Here is a 15,087-nt window from a genome sequence, read left to right on the forward strand (position 1 = left end):
GTCGGGGTCGGAGTGGGTGTCGGTGTGGGCGTAGGTGTTGGGGTCGGTGTGGGTGTCGGGGTGGGCGTAGGTGTTGGGGTCGGCGTGGGGGCGCAGATGGTTCTGGTGATGACGTTGTTGTCGAGGGTGACGGCGCCGTTGCGGGCCAGGGCGCGGCCCAGGATCGTGGTGCCGGTGGTCACGGTGATCGACGTCAGGGCCAGGATGTTGCCGACGAAGGTCGAGCCGGTGCCCAGCGTCGCGGAGCTGCCGACCTGCCAGAACACGTTGCAGGCCTGGGCGCCGTTGATGAGGTTGACCCTGGAGGCCGACGCCGTGGTGAGCGTCGAACCGATCTGGAAGATCCAGACGGCCGACGGGTCGCCCTGGGCGTCGAGGGTGAGCGTCCCGGTCAGCCCGGCCGAGGTCGTGGCGTTGTAGACACCCGCGACCAGGGTCTGCCCGCCGAGGTCACCGACGATGGGTGCGTCCGGAGCTCGTCCGGCGGCGTCGTTGTAGGCGGTGACCAGGTCGTTCTGGGCCTGGAGTGCGACGGCGTCGGCGGCGTGCTGGGCGCCGACGACGATGCCGGGCGGGAAGCCCGTGATCGCCGCGCCGGGGCTCACGCCCAGGTCCCCGGTGATCACGCTGGGGCCGGTGTTGGTGACCGTCTGACCACCCAGCACCGCGAAGGCGAGCGTCGTGCCCAGGCCCACAGGGGCCGGCGCGGCATCCGCGGAACGTGGCAGGGTGAAGAGCACGAGCAAGGGGGCGAGTACGGCGATTGCCACCACCCACAGGAATCCCGGTCGGCCTGGCAAGCGCCTGCGTACGTCTTTCACGCGAATGTCTCTCTCGTCGGCCGATGCCACAAATCGGTACTCCAGTGGCATTTGGGCGTTATGGAGTAGCCCGTACCAAAAGAACGCCATGTGGGGTAATGGACAATCGAAAGCTTACGTAGCAGGCGAAAGATTTTCCGAGCAGGAATCATCGGGACGATGAGAAGAACATCCCATTTCTCTGCCATGCGCATGGAAACCACGTGAAAGAAATGCAGGGCGGCTTCATGCCTGGTGCCGTATTCACCGGACTGCGGCCTAAACTCAGCCCTCCGAAGTCGGCTCCAGTGCCAGCGGGAGTTCTCCTTGCACGACAGAACCAGATGCGGTCGGCCGGGGAACGCGATCGCCGCCCTGCTCGTGACGCTGACCGTCGGCGCCTGCGGAACGACGGTCCGGACACCCCAGCCCGGCGCGGTCCCGGTGACGCCACCCGTCGTCCTGCCGGATCTGGTGCCGCCCGAGCGGATGGCGGGACTACCGCTCGCGACGACGTACACGACGATCCCGACCGCGCCCCGCGATCCGGCACCGGCCGATCCCACCAGCGGGCTGGTGCTTCACCCGTCCACGACTCAGGTGGTGTACGCCCACCCGGGCGGCCCGCCCGTGGCGAAACTCCCCGCGACCCAGCTCAAGAGCCCGACGTGGGTGCCGGTGATCGCGACGCAGCCGGGATGGGAGCAGGTGCTGCTCCCGAGCCGCCCGAACGGATCGACCGGATGGATCTACGTCGGCGGCGGCGGGGTGCAGAAGGCGCGCAGCCCTTATCGAGTGGAGGTCGAGACGGTCACGCGCACCCTGACCGTCCACCACTCCGGCCAGAAGATGGGGTCATGGAAGGTGGCCGTCGGCGCGCCCGAGACGCCCACCCCCACCGGCAGAACCTTCGTCCTCGCGGCGGTGTCACCGACCTATTCGGGCTACGGCTCCCTCGTCCTCCCCCTGGGAGCGCATTCGACCACCCTGGAGACCTTCGATGACGGGCCGGCGACCGTGGCCATGCATGGGTGGGAGGACCAGGAGATCTTCGGCCGGCCGATCAGCCACGGGTGCATCCGGCTACCCGACGCCGCGCTGCGCGTGATGTCCCGCGTCCCCCTGGGCACCGCCGTCCTCATCTCCTGACCATCGACGCGAGGGCTCCAAGGCAAGGCAACCGAGCGAAGTGAGCCGAGCGCCTGGCCCGCCTGCTCCGCGCACACGCCAACGACCCGTGCCTACAGCACTTGCGATCCCCGGAGACCCGGACGCGAAGCGAACGTTTAAGAGAGCGCTCCGATACACAGCCGGAAGCCAGGTCAGTACGCCCTATAAATCGACCTGCTTCGGAGCATTGTCTGCCCGGTTAGTCCGCCAAGCCATGGGCAATTTCGGCGACGACATCTCGGGCCGCCTGATCAGCCGACTGGTGCAGACGGTCGCGAAGGTTCATCTCCAAGATAACGTCGCCCTCGGCCAACTTGGCGGCCAGTAGTCGGGTTGCCTCCCGGGCCGCTGGCGCGACAGCCTTCTCCACCTGACTACGAATGATCATTTCCACGATGGGACTGGAGCGGGCGATGTCCTGCGCCATTTCCTTGAGGGGTCGATGCGGTCCGAAAGATGGCGGGATATCTGGGCCGGCGGGTGTGCTGGAGATCAAGAACCTGGCCAGGTGACTTACCTCGAACGGAAAGATCTCCGTCTTGATCCTGGACTTCCTCATGACCTTGCTGCAGTTGGCTGGTGCCGGCGTCGGTCTGTACACGCGCTGCGTCGCCGGGGCCCGGCTTTCGCTCTTAGGCCATGTCTGAGGTAGCGAACGCGGGCAGCGTGGCGGTTGCAGTTGTGGTTGCAGTCCGTCGGCGTCCGGGAGTGACCGTGACTGAACTGCACTGCGGCGACCAGCCCGGATGGACATGAGCGAACACCTGCGGATGGCCCGCTAAGGCCGATCTTGGAGCTCGTAATGCGTAGGTCTGGGGTTCGATTCCCCAAGGCGGCTCTTTCGGAATGGCCCGTGGTTGACGCCCCTTCGGGGCGGCTTTCACGGGCCGTTCCTCGTTTCTACGGGGGGCGACCCCCGGACCCCCGATACGAGAGGGCTGCGCCCCCTCGCGCTCCCCCTGGCCGCTTCGCGTCCTCGCATCGCTGGCGCTCTGGGCCGGCGAAGGGCTTCGCCCCTCGCGCTCCCTGACATGGCCTCGCTTCGCTCGGGCCGCACTCGCTTCGCTCGGCTTTGATCTTGGGCGGGCTCGCCGACAGTCCCAGGCTGGCCCGACCCCCGTCATCCCGACCGGCGAACGCACAGGCCTGAACCCCTCGACCGCCGCGCATCTACCGCGCCTTCGCCGACCACGAGGAGGCCCGGGCCCATCCACCAGATGACTCAGCGAGTAGCGCGCCGGTCCGTTTCCGCGGCTCGGCCATCTTCGGTAGAGGCGGCAAGTCGTCGGTCGCTGGGGCGGCGACCATCCGGTGCGTCTGTGGCCGACTCCAGTTTCTGCCAGATCCGTGTCAGTGCGGTGATGTCGTCAGCGTCGAGAGGGTCGGCGAAGAACTCCTTGACCGACTCCTCGAAGGTCCGCGCCACGGTCTGGACGTAGCGACGCCCCTCCTCGGTCAGGCTGATCATGGAGATCCGGCCGTCACCCTGGTTGGCGCCACGCACCAGGACGCCGTCGTCGATCAGGTCCTGGATCAGCCGGGACGCCCGGGTCGGGCTGACGGTGACGAGCTGGCTCGCCAGGGCGCGGACGGGCTGAGGTTCGAGGTCTTTCAGGCAGCAGAGGATCTCGTAGGCGCTGAACGACAGACGGTGGCGCTCCATCAGTACGGCCTCGATCCGGGAGCGCATGGCGGCCTGGGCGTACATCAGCCCGAACCAGCCGTCCTGTTCCGCCTGGGAGATGAGTGTCGATGTCGTCCGGGGCGCTTTCATGCGGTCCATTTTATCAGGTACGTGCGTCCCGGTTTAGGTGCGCGTGCACGCATCAGATAGTGTGCCGACATGAACCGGACTCACTGAAGATCCGACATCTCCCCACCCGACATCGGAGGAACAGTGCTCAACATCGACGACGAACTCGCCGGAGTGGTTGCCGCGCTCGCAGCCGCCATCCCACCCTCGCCGCCGGTCGTCGGCGACTGGCAGACCCGGCGGGCGACCATCGACGGCCTCTACAGTTGGCTGGCCGCCACTGCGACCAGCGACGATCGCGTCGAGGTGGTCGACTTCACCGTGCCGGCTTCGGATGGGCATACCGTCCCACTGCGCCTGTACAAGCCGCCGACCGTACCGAGCGTCCTTGTCGTCTACCTTCACGGCGGTGGTCTCATCGCCGGAAGCATCGACGGATACGACCATGTCTGCCGCCGCTACGCCGCGGAAGCCGGGGTCGCGGTCATCGCGGTCGACTACCGCCTGGCGCCCGAATCGCCCTTCCCGGCGGCCGTCGAAGACTGCGTCGCGGCGGTTCGGTGGACGATCGACCACGCTCGGGAACGCGTTCCCGGCGCCCGCGTCGCGATCATGGGCGACTCCGCCGGCGGTGGCCTCGCGGCGGCGACCGCACTCGCGTGTCACGAGCGGGCGATCGGGCCGCTGGCCGCCCAGATCCTCATCTACCCCATGCTCGACGATCGCACCGCACACGCCGCGGAGGATGTCGCGCCCTTCCTGACCTGGTCGGCCGGCGACAACATCACCGGCTGGCAGGCCTACCTCGGCGACCGGTACGGCACCGACGATGTGCCCGCGTCCGCTTCGGTCGCCCGGGCCGGTTCGCTGCGCGGCCTGCCGGCGGCCTACCTCGAGGTCGGGCAGCTGGACCTCTTCTGCGCCGAGACGGTCCTCTACGCGACGCGGCTCATGGAGCACGGCGTGGCGGTGAACCTGTCGGTGCGTCCCGGCGCCTTCCACGGCTTCGACCAGTTCGCACCCGACTCCCTCCTGGCCTGGAAAGCGTTCGCGGACCGCGTGGCTTTCCTCCAGAGCCTGTGACTTCCCGAAGACCACTCACGCAGGAGACACCCATGAAGATCAAGACAGCCCTTGTCACCGGCTCGACGAGTGGAATCGGGCGCGCCACCGCGCTCAAGCTCGCCCAGGACGGCGTCCGCGTCGTGGTCTCCGGCCGCGATGCCCAGCGCGGCCGGGAGGTGGTGGAACAGATCCGGGCCGGGGGAGGGACCGCCCACTTCATCGACGCCGACCTGTCTGAAGCGGGGTCCGCGGCGGAACTCGCGGCCAAGGCCACCGCGTTCGCCGAGTCCACCGGCGGATCTGTGGACGTCCTGGTGAACAACGCCGCGATCGGGGCCGGCGGGCCGACGGCCGGCACCGAGGAGCCGATTTTCGACAGAGTCCTGGCGACGAATCTGAAGGCGCCGTTCTACCTGGTCGCGAACCTGGCACCCGCGATGGCCGCACGCGGCGGCGGCGCGATCGTCAACGTGTCCACGCTGGCAGCCGAGCGGGCGCTCCCCGGTCTGGGGGTCTACGGGGCGAGCAAGGCGGCGCTCGACCTGCTGACCAAGAGCTGGGCGGCCGAGTTCGGCCCGGCCGGAGTCCGCGTGAACTCGGTGACCCCCGGCCCGACCCGCACGCCGGGATCCGAGGTCCTGGGAGACGGGTTGCGGCAACTGGCGGAGCAGGCTCCGCTGGGTTTCGTCGCCGATCCGGGAGACATCGCGGCGGTGATCGCGTTCCTTGTCAGCGAGGAGGCTCGCTTCGTCACAGGGACGGTGCTCTCCGTCAGCGGGGGCCGTACGGTCGTATGACGAATCGTGAGGGTCATCTCAGCTGAACAGGCTGGTCAGGTGGGCGAGGCGCCGGGCTACGGGGCGGCTCCACTGCGCCGTGATGCCACCAGTCGTTGCTCACCGACCACCAACGCGGCGGTGCGGCGGTCAGGTTGAGCGCGTCGTGACGGTCCAGGGATGGGGATGAGCTGGGGAAAGTAAGCCAACGCCCTGCCGGGCGTGACGCCATCGACAAGGCGGTCAATCTCCTGGCCGCGCACCAAAACGAGCAGGCTGGTGTCGGGTGAGCGAGCTGGCTCGACGCACCAGTCTGAACAAAGTCCACGGGTTTCGGGTGCTCGGGCGCGCTCGAACCCACCGGGATGGTCGACCGCGTACATCGGATCGAGAAGATGCTGCGCCGACTCGGCCGTGACACGCTGGGACATCGGACAGATGGCCCCCACGTCGCGGATCTTGATCGGGTGAGTGCCTTCTGGCAAGGGGGCGTGGCCGAGTAGCTTGCGCCACGACGCCCCCTTGCCCGCATTGGGAGCTCAGGCCGGCGACGCCCCCTGGGCGAGCCGGGCGAGGTGATCCCACTCCTCCCAAACGGCGAGCCGTCGCGCATACTCCGGCCGGACGAGGGCCAGCCCGTTCGCGCCGAAGAAGACGCGCAACGGCGGATGGGGGTCATCGGCCAGGGCGAGCATCGCCCGCCCGGCCGCCGCCGGGTCTCCCGGCGCGATCCCCAGGCCTTCGAAACCGGCCATCACCAGCGCGCGGGCGTGGTCGTATTCAGGCATCGCAGACGCCATGGTCCCCAGCTCGCTCGGGAACGTGAGCGGCTCCACGAGCGTCACCCGCACGCCATACTCCGCGACCTCGGCCGCCAGCGCCTGGCTCAACGCCTCCAGCGCCCACTTGGTCGCGTGATAAGTCCCCATGGTGGGAAGCGCCACGACCCCGCCCATCGAGGAGATCTGAATGATCTGGCCACCGCGGCGCTCCCTCATGCGCGGCACGACTGCTTGGGTCACGTAGAGGGCACCGAAATAGTTGACCTCCATCTGCTCACGGGCTTGTGCGGCGGTCACTTCCTCCACCGCGCCCACCACGGCCTGTCCCGCGTTGTTGACCAGGATGTCGATTCCGCCGAGCCGCTCTTCGGCCGCCGCGACCGCCCGGTGCACCGCGGCCTCGTCCGTGACATCGAGCTCCAGCGGAAGAACCAGGTCCCCGTAGCGCTCGACGAGCGAATCCAGTGCTTTGACGGAACGGGCGGTCGCGGCAACCCGATCGGCGCGAGAGAGGGCCGCTTCGGCCCATTGGGCTCCCAGGCCTCGCGATGCCCCGGTGATGAACCACGTCTTCGCTACGTGAGCTGGCATATCGGTGATCTCCCTTTGTTGTCATCGCCCGCGCGCCCTGGTCGCAATGGCGGCGATCGTGGAACTGGCCTGGCCTCGTCCGGCTGCGGATGCCGAAGACGGCCACGGCAACGTAACGGAGAGGTATCTCCGGTACGGTCACGCTAGCATAAGCGGAGAACCATCTCCGATTCCGGTGTGACGCCAGGGGAGCCGTATGGACGAGAACGCGACGAACCCGCCAGCTGATCAACGGGCCCGACGCAAGGACGCGAAGAGGAACCGCGCCGCGCTGATCGCCGCCGGCGCGGAGCTGTTCGACGCGGCCGGACTGATGCCGACGCTCGATGACGTCGCGCGACATGCCGGCGTCGGGGTCGGCACCGCCTATCGGCATTTCCCCAACAAGTTCGTCCTGGCGCAGGCCGTACTCGCCGAGACCATGGAGGCGATGCTCGAGGCGGCGGAGCGCGCGGCGGAGATGGACGACGCGTCCGCCGGGCTTGAGGCCTTTTTTGAGGCCGTGCTCGAACCGCAGGCGAACAAGCGCGCCCTGGGGAGACTTCTGCGAGGTGCGCCGAATTCAGAACTCGACGCCGACGGTTTCCAGAGCCGGATCGAACGCTGTATCGAGGCGCTCTTGCGGCGCGGGCGCGAACAGCGGGTGGTCCGCGCTGACCTCGTAGCCACCGACATCGGCGTGCTGATGTCGGTCATGACCCATCTGATCGAGACCTTCGGCGACGCGGATCCACAGCTGTGGCGGCGCCTGCTGCCGGTTGTCCTGGACGGTGTCCGGGTGGACGCGCCCACGCCGCTCGCAGGACCGCCCTTGAGCCGATCCGCGTTCCTCCAACGACTTGGGGGTCAGTCGTGAACGTCCTTAGGCGAGTCTCCGACGGTCGAACTTTCGCGCCGGACCTCACGTCGCAGCGAGGGCTCATGAAAGCAGTACGGGCCTGCCCGGCCAGGCAGGCCCGTACTGCTTTGTACGTCAGCGCAGCTTCCTTGGTCATTGGGGTGGCGACATGGTGTGGCGCTGGGTGACCCGGATGTCCGAGTGCCTGAGAACCTCCATGACCATTCTCATGTGGACGCCCATCTCGATCACCGGACACCGGCTTTCTGGAGGATCTCCTTCCACTCGTCCCAGTCGTGTCCGGGGATGACGCGCCGCCGCATCCGTCGGGCCCACGTGAACGCGAGATACCGCCGCTTCGAGAAGATTCGCGCTGCTCACGGGCTGGCGCAGGTGGCCGGTGTGCCGTTGGTCAGGAAGCTCAAGGTGGTGCTCGCGTTCGCGCCCAGTGAGCGGACGCCGAGTTCCCGCCTCCAGCGCGTCATCACGGGTGACCGACGCGAGCCGGACCGTCGCCATGGCTCACCGCCACCCTGCCCGCCCGCAGTGTCGGCTCCGGAGGGGACGGGCGTCGTCCCCTCCGGAGTCCGGGCGGCTTATGAGGCGTAGACCTCGAATTCCGAGACCTGGCCCGCGGGCCAGCCGGTGTTCGCGGTGATGGTCAGGCGCAGGTAGCGCCTGCTGGTGGCCGGGAACGTGATGGTGGCCGTGTTCCCTGTGGACGGGTTGAAGGTGTACGCCGCCGAACCGACGACGTTGGTGAAGGTGGATCCGTCGGTGCTGCCCAGGACGGTGAGCGTCTGGGTGCGGGTTGCCCAGGCGGTGGCCGGGGGCAGCTTGAGGACGACGCGGCCGACGCTGACCGAGGAGCCGAGGTCGACGGTGATCGACTGCGGGAAGGCGTTGTTGACCGACTCCCAGTAGGTGCCGGTGTTGCCGTCCACGGCGTTGCCGGACGCGTAGGTCTGCACGTGGCTGGTTTCGGTGGTGGGGCGGCCTTGCGCCAGGTTGCTGACGGGAACCGCAGTGCCGGTGCCGCTGAGAGCGACGGTCAGCGGGCCGTTCGGGTCATTACTGGCGATGCTCAGGGTGCCCGTGCGGGTGCCTGTGGCGGTCGGGGTGAAGGTGACGTTGACCGTGCAGGACGCGCCTGACGCCAGTGAGGCGCCGCAGGTCCTGGTCTGCGCGAAGTCGCCGGTGGTGGCGACCGTGCCGAGCGTCGCCGTCCCCGTGCCGGTGTTGGTGACGGTGACGGTCTGCGCGGGGCTGGGGCTGCCGACGGTCCTTGCGGCGAACGACAGGCTGGTGGGGGAGGCCGTCAGGGTCACGGTCGGCGGCTGGTCGCCACCGCCCGGGAAGATCTGGAACTCCGCGACCTGCGCGGCGGACCAGCCGGTGTTGGCGGTGATGTTCAAGCGGACGTACCGGGTGCTGGTGGAGGTCAGCGGGATCGTGACGGTGTTGCCCGTCGCGGGGTCGAAGGTGTACGGGGCGGACGGCTTGAGCGTGGTCCACGTCGTGCCGTCGGTGCTGCCCTGGACCGACAGGGTCTGGGTGCGGGTCGCCCAGGCCGCGGGCGGCGGCAGCTTCAGCGTGATCGAGCCGATGTTCTGCGTGGAGCGCAGGTCGGCCTGGAGCCACTGCGGGAAGGCGTTGTTCGCCGACTCCCAGTAGGTGGCGGTGTTGTCGTCGTTGGCGTTGCTCTGCGGGTAACCGCCGTTGGAGCTGCCGGCGGTCATCGTCGCGCCGAGGGCGAGGTTGGTGGTCGAGGTGACGCCGGTGCCGGACAGCGCCACCGACAGCGGGCCGTTCTCGTCGTTGCTCGCCACGGTGAGCGTGCCCGTGCGGGTGCCCGCCGCGGTCGGGGTGAAGGTGACGTTGACCGTGCAGGACGCCCCGGCGGCCAGGGATGCGCCGCAGGTGGTGGTCCGGGCGTAGTCGCCGGTGACGGTGACGCCGCTCAGGGTCGCGGCGGCGGTGCCGGTGTTGGTGACGGTGACCGCCTGGGACGGGCTGGTCGTGCCGGTGGTGCGCGACCCGAAGGACAGGCTCGCGGGGTTGGCGCTCAGGGTGACGCCGTTGAGGCTCCTGCTGACGAAGTCGGTCCAGTTGACGTTGATCAGCGCGCCGGTGCTGGTGCTGCCCGTCGGCCTGCGGACGACGAAGTACAGCGGCCCGCTCGTCGTGGGCGGACTGGTCAGCGTGACCGAGAAGTTCTGGTAGGTCTGCCAGCCGCCGGTGCCGGTCACCGTGGCCCTGCCCACCAGCGTGCCGCTCACCGATCCCGCCCGGATCTCGATCGTGCCTCCAGCCGAGCCCGAGGCCGCGCGGAAGGTCAGGCGCTCGATCGCCGACAGGTTGACCGGGTCGTGGCTCCAGTAGTCGCCGTCCTCGATGGCACTGATGTTGTGGAAGCCGCCCTGGGTGTCGGAGGTCGTCTCCACCCGCACGCCGGGGTCGCCGGCGCCGGTGCCGTCGGGGGCGCGTCCGGTCGCCGTGAAGAACTCGGCCTGCTTGTGCTTGGGCTGCAGCAGCACCTGGGTTCTGGTGGTCAGCGGGCCGGAGGAACCCGCGCCGCCTCGGTCGGTGTAGCTGGCCTCCAGCACGTAGAAGACGTTGTCGCCGTCGCTGTGCCCAGAGGACAGGGTGGTCTGGACGGTGCCCGAGCAGCCGGTGTACTGGTCGAGCGGGTGGCCGTGGGTGTCGTGCCCCAGGATGGCCTGGATCTTGACGTTCGCGCAGGTGATCGTGCCGTCTTCGGGGTCGGTGACCGTGGCGGTGAAGCCGACCCGGTCGCCGAAGTTGAAGAAGCTCCCGTTGGGGGGCAGGTTGATCGTCACGGTGGGCGCGGTGTTGCCCGCCACGATCGGCACGTTGGCGGTGGCGGTCGCGCCGCTCTGGTCCTTCACGGTCAGCACGGCGGTGAAGTTGCCCGCCGTGGTGTAGGTGCGGGCAGGGTTCGCCTCGGTGGAGTCGACGCTGCCGTTGCCGTCGAAGTCCCAGGCGTAGGTGAGCGGCGTCCCGTCGGGGTCGATGGATCCGGTGCTGGAGAACTGCACGGTCAGCGGCACGGGGCCGTTGGTCCTGTCGGCCTTGGCCTGGGCGATCGGCGCCCGGACGCCCTTCGTGTAGTCGATCCGGTAGATGCCGGAGTCGGCGTTGTTGCCGCCGAAGCCCGAGCCCCAGTCGATGACGTACAGCGCGCCGTCGGGGCCGAACTTCATGTCCATCGGCTTCTTGAAGCTCATCGTGCTCAGCAGGGGGTTGATGTCGACCAGTTGGGAGCCGTCGGCGCTGAGCTGGAAGGAGTACAGGCGGTTCTGGTTCCACTCACCGAAGACGGCCTTGCCGTCCCAGTAGGCGGGCCACTTGCGGGCCGACACCAGCGCCGGGTCGTAGCGGTAGGCGGGCCCCGCATGGGGTGCGCCGCCGCCGCCGAGTTCGGGGAACGCGGGGTCGGCGGAGTAGTGGTAGTAGACCGTGGCGGCCTTGGCCGCGGGCAGGTCGGTGATGCCGGTGTTGTTGGGCGAGTCGTTCTTCGGCGCGGCGCAGTTGAACGCGCCCTTGGACGTGTTCGTCGCGAAGTCGAAGTCGACGTAGGGCTTGTTGTTCCCGATGCAGTACGGCCAGCCGTAGAACCCCGGGCCGTTGAGGATGTCCCACTCGACGGTGTTCTCCGGGCCGCGGGTGGCGCTGGCCTGGCCGGCGTCCGGGCCGTAGTTGGCGACCAGCAGCTTGTGCGTCTTGGGGTCGATGCCGATCCGGAACGGGTTGCGCAGACCCATCGCGTAGATCTCCGGGCGGGTCTTCGGCGTGCCCGGCGGGAACAGGTTGCCCGAGGGGATGGTGTAGGTGCCGTCGGGCTCGGGGTGGATGCGCAGCACCTTGCCGCGCAGGTCGTTGGAGTTGGCCGAGGTGCCCTGGGCGTCCCAGCTGGACCGTCCGGCGCGCTCGTCGATCGGGGTGTACCCGTCGGAGGCGAAGGGGTTGGTGTTGTCGCCGTTGGCGAGCCACAGGTCGCCGGTGGCCTTGTCGAACACCATGCCACCGCCGTGGTGGCAGCACTCCGCCCGCTGGACCGGCACCTCCAGCACGACCTTCTCGGTGGCCATGTCGAGCGTCAGGTCCGCCTTGACGACGAAGCGCGACAGCCGGTCCACGGCGGTGGACGGAGGCGAGTAGTACAGGTACATCCAGCGGTTGGTGGCGAACGCCGGGTCGAGGGCCAGGCCCAGCAGGCCGCTCTCGTTGGCGTTGAAGACGTTCAGGTGACCGGAGGTGACCACACCGCCGCCCGGCCTGACCGCTTTGACGTCACCGCTCAGGTCGATGTAGAAGACGGTGCCGTCGGCGGCGACGTCCAGCATCATCGGGTTGGCGGTGTTGTCGTCGACGGTGACCTTGGCGAACGACGAGTCCAGGCTCGCCGAGCAGTCGGCCGGCACCACGCCCGCGGCGGTCTGCAGGCCGCCGAGCAGCATCTTCAGGAAGTTGGGCTCGGCGAAGGACTCGTCGGCGTGACCCAGCGCGGTGTACCACGAGCGGCCGCCGTCGTAGTTCTGGCACCAGCTGGTGGGGTGGTCGGCGCCCATCGTGCCGCCGCTGTAGGTGGTCTCGTCCAAGGAGGTCAGGACGTGGACCGCGCCGCGCGGGCTGGTGCGGAAGTCGTACCACTCATCGGTGCGCGTCCAGCGCGCGGGCAGCCCGGCGGTGGAGGGGTGGGCGGGGTCCTCGACCTTGAGGGTGGCCTGCTGCGGCGCGGGGTGCTGCTTGAAGTAGGCGCCGACCAGCTTGCCGTACCAGGACCAGTCGTACTCGGTGTCGGAGGCGGCGTGCACGCCGGCGTACCCGCCGCCGCCCTTGATGTACTGCTCGAAGGCGGTCTGCTGGGTGGCGTTCAGCACGTCGCCCGTGGTGGAGAGGAAGACCACGACCTGGTATCTGGCCAGGTTGGCCGTGGTGAAGGCGGCCGAGTCCTCGGTGGCGTCGACCGTGAAACCCTGTTCCTGGCCGAGCTGCCTGATGGCGGCGACGCCCGCCGGGATGGAGGTGTGCCGGAAGCCGGCGGTCTTGGAGAAGACCAGCGCGGCGAACGGCGGTCCGGCGGCGGCCTGCGCCGGGGTCACCTGCGAGGGAATGACGAGGGTGGAGACGAGCAGCAGCAGGGCGGTGAGAACTCTTCTCATGCCGCACCTCGCGCGCCGCGCGGGTGAACGTCCATGTGCATGTGCATGTCGACCTGACCTCACGCATAAGTCAGGCAAGGCGCGCGCCGCCACGCTGATTGCCCGGGGGGATGTACGAGGGTCGGAGTGTGCCGACTCCGTAGTGCCGTCGAACGGTTGTAGGGCGTGCCAGGAGCAGCACTTTTACGCGGCGGACGCTAGCCAATGCGGTTTTAACACGTTCATGCCGGGCGTGTACAGACGAGGACCAGGTGCGTCGTTTCTGCGTTGTTTAGCGCGGTGGCTGAGGGAAGGGGTTCGGACATGACGCCGCTGCCCCGCATTCTCGGAGCGATCACCGCGCTCTACTCGGTCGCGATCATCGTGCGGCCGAGGCTGCTGGCCCGCCCGTGCGGGCTGGTCGACAAGGAAGGCGAACCCCTGCCCGGGACCTCCACCCTGGTCGCCGCCGTGGGCGCCCGCGACCTGGCGATCGGCGCGGCCATGATGGCCGCACCCGAGGGGGCGGCGTTGCGCACGGCCATCGCCGCCCGGGTGGCGTCGGATTGGGGGGACGCGGCGGTGTTCGGCACCACGCTGCCCGACCCCGCCGCCCGACGGCGGGTCGCCGGCGTCGCCCTTGCCTGGGGCGCGGTCTGCGCGGTGAGCGCCTTCGTCTGATCCCTTGCCTGAGCAGGCCCTGTGTTCGCCCGCTCGCCACGATCGTCGCGACAAGAGGGGAACAACCTGTATGAGCTCCATCACCGAATCCGTCGACGTCGCGGTCCCCGTCAGGACCGCCTACGACCAGTGGACCCAGTTCGAGTCCTTCCCCCACTTCATGGAGGGCGTGGAGTCCATCACGCAGTCGGGCGACACCATGACCCACTGGAAGATCAAGATCGGTGGGGTGGAGCGCGAGTTCGACGCCCGCATCACCGAGCAGCACCCCGACGAGCGGGTGGCGTGGGAGTCGGTCGACGGCCCCCGGCACGCCGGGGTGGTCACCTTCCACCGCCTCGACGACGACCACACCCGGGTCACCCTGCAGATGGACACCGAGCCCGAAGGCGTGGCCGAGAACGTGGCCGACGCCGTCGGCCTGCTGACCCACCGGGTCAAGGGCGACCTGCGCCGCTTCGGCGACTTCATCGAGAAGCGGGGCGCCGAGACCGGCGCCTGGCGGGGCGAGGTCGACGGACCCCACCAGCGCTGACCTCCCTGAACCGGGCTTGGGCCGATACGCCGTCCAGAGCGGGCGTGCCGGCCCAGGCCCTCCCGCATGCCCTGGCGGGTGCCACCATAGGCGCGTGACACAGCCCACTTTCGCCGCCGGCGCGGTGGCGCGCCGGCTGGGCCTGCCGGTCTCCACGCTGCGCAGCTGGAACAACCGCTACGGCATGGGTCCGAGCGGTCACGAGCGCGGACGGCACCGCCGTTACACCGAGTCGGACATCGCCGCCCTGATCGTCATGCGACGGCTCATCGCCCAGGGCACCCCGCCCTCGGCCGCGGCCCGCGCCGCCCAGGGACGGCGGCCCCACGACGTCAGCCTGGACAGTGACCTGGTCGCCCGGCTCGTCGACGCCGCCCACCGGCTCGACGGCCACGGCATGCTCACGCTGATCGGCCGCGCCCTGAACGCCCACGGCGTGAGCGACACCTGGCAGCTCCTGTGCGTGCCCGCTCTCCACCGGGTGCAGGAACCGGTCCCCGGCCGGGGCGACTGCGTCGACGCCGAGCACCTGCTGTCGTGGTCGATCACCGCCGGCCTGCACCAGGTGGCCACCGCCGTGGCGGGGGCGCCGGTCGCGATGCTCGCCTGCACAGCGGGCGAACACCACGCCCTGCCGCTGGAGGCGCTGAACGCCGCCCTCGCAGAACGGGCCGTGCCCGCCGTCATGCTCGGCGCGGACGTGCCCGACCAGGCACTCGCCGACGCGGCCGGCCGGGTCCGGCCGAAGGTGGTGGTGCTGTGGTCCCACACCTCCGCCACCGCTTCACCCGTCGCGTGTACGGCTGCCGCGGGCGAGGGCGCCGTCGTGCTCGCGGCGGGGCCCGGCTGGGCCGGGAAGCGCCTGCCCGACGGCGTCGTCCGGGTGACCGGCCTCGCCCCGGCCGTCGACCGGATCACCGCCGCGGTCTGA

Annotated in this window: 12 protein-coding genes; 7 read left to right on the forward strand and 5 right to left on the reverse strand. The window is 69.3% G+C overall.

Annotation, left to right across the window (positions count from 1 at the left end; genetic code table 11):
• Window positions 1-770: ice-binding family protein (locus tag AW270_RS04780; RefSeq protein WP_218009085.1), on the reverse strand; the 770-nt coding region annotated here is incomplete at its 3' end.
• A gap of 357 nt (window positions 771-1,127) precedes the next feature.
• Here AW270_RS04780 and AW270_RS04785 point away from each other — a divergent pair.
• The gene (locus AW270_RS04785) at window positions 1,128-1,949 is read left to right on the forward strand and encodes a L,D-transpeptidase (RefSeq protein WP_174549841.1); all 822 of its coding nucleotides are present in this window, start codon (window positions 1,128-1,130) and stop codon (window positions 1,947-1,949) included.
• 220 nt (window positions 1,950-2,169) lie between these two features.
• Here the strand turns inward: AW270_RS04785 and AW270_RS04790 are convergent, their stop codons facing one another.
• Both AW270_RS04790 and AW270_RS04795 read right to left on the reverse strand, forming a co-directional pair.
• Complete coding sequence (locus AW270_RS04790) at window positions 2,170-2,397, reverse strand: hypothetical protein (RefSeq protein ID WP_061290997.1); 228 nt, start codon at window positions 2,395-2,397, stop codon at window positions 2,170-2,172.
• Between the two features lie 795 nt (window positions 2,398-3,192).
• Window positions 3,193-3,744 (reverse strand): MarR family winged helix-turn-helix transcriptional regulator, encoded by a 552-nt coding sequence (locus AW270_RS04795; RefSeq protein WP_157521697.1) that lies wholly within the window; start codon window positions 3,742-3,744, stop codon window positions 3,193-3,195.
• A gap of 123 nt (window positions 3,745-3,867) precedes the next feature.
• Between AW270_RS04795 and AW270_RS04800 the strand changes: the two genes are divergently transcribed.
• Together AW270_RS04800 and AW270_RS04805 are read left to right on the forward strand one after the other, a co-directional pair.
• Window positions 3,868-4,806, forward strand: coding sequence for an alpha/beta hydrolase (locus AW270_RS04800; RefSeq protein WP_061291000.1), 939 nt, complete (start codon window positions 3,868-3,870; stop codon window positions 4,804-4,806).
• A 32-nt stretch (window positions 4,807-4,838) separates the two neighbouring features.
• A complete protein-coding gene (locus AW270_RS04805; protein WP_061291002.1) occupies window positions 4,839-5,585 on the forward strand; it encodes an SDR family NAD(P)-dependent oxidoreductase in 747 nt (248 codons plus the stop codon).
• 518 nt (window positions 5,586-6,103) lie between these two features.
• On the opposite strand, the gene AW270_RS04810 is transcribed toward AW270_RS04805, so the two are convergent.
• Window positions 6,104-6,937: an SDR family NAD(P)-dependent oxidoreductase gene (locus AW270_RS04810; RefSeq protein WP_061291004.1), complete on the reverse strand. Its 834-nt coding sequence runs from the start codon at window positions 6,935-6,937 to the stop codon at window positions 6,104-6,106.
• Between the two features lie 196 nt (window positions 6,938-7,133).
• Here AW270_RS04810 and AW270_RS04815 point away from each other — a divergent pair, with 196 nt between their 5' ends.
• Window positions 7,134-7,793, forward strand: a complete 660-nt coding sequence (locus AW270_RS04815) for a TetR/AcrR family transcriptional regulator (protein ID WP_061291006.1) — start codon at window positions 7,134-7,136, stop codon at window positions 7,791-7,793.
• Window positions 7,794-8,371: 578 nt separating this feature from the next.
• On the opposite strand, the gene AW270_RS04820 is transcribed toward AW270_RS04815, so the two are convergent.
• Window positions 8,372-12,961 carry a ThuA domain-containing protein gene (locus AW270_RS04820; RefSeq protein ID WP_063819093.1) on the reverse strand — a complete coding sequence of 1,530 codons (4,590 nt, stop codon included), beginning with the start codon at window positions 12,959-12,961 and terminating at the stop codon, window positions 8,372-8,374.
• 303 nt (window positions 12,962-13,264) lie between these two features.
• On the opposite strand from AW270_RS04820, the gene AW270_RS04825 reads away from it, so the two are divergent.
• The 3 genes from AW270_RS04825 to AW270_RS04835 all read left to right on the forward strand — a co-directional run bounded on the left by AW270_RS04825 (window position 13,265) and on the right by AW270_RS04835 (window position 15,087).
• Window positions 13,265-13,621 (forward strand): hypothetical protein, encoded by a 357-nt coding sequence (locus tag AW270_RS04825; RefSeq protein ID WP_061291007.1) that lies wholly within the window; start codon window positions 13,265-13,267, stop codon window positions 13,619-13,621.
• A 70-nt stretch (window positions 13,622-13,691) separates the two neighbouring features.
• Window positions 13,692-14,156: an SRPBCC family protein gene (locus tag AW270_RS04830; protein ID WP_061291009.1), complete on the forward strand. Its 465-nt coding sequence runs from the start codon at window positions 13,692-13,694 to the stop codon at window positions 14,154-14,156.
• Between the two features lie 94 nt (window positions 14,157-14,250).
• Window positions 14,251-15,087: a MerR family transcriptional regulator gene (locus AW270_RS04835; protein WP_061291011.1), complete on the forward strand. Its 837-nt coding sequence runs from the start codon at window positions 14,251-14,253 to the stop codon at window positions 15,085-15,087.

The organism is Herbidospora cretacea (assembly GCF_001570605.1).
Lineage (GTDB): Bacteria > Actinomycetota > Actinomycetes > Streptosporangiales > Streptosporangiaceae > Herbidospora > Herbidospora cretacea.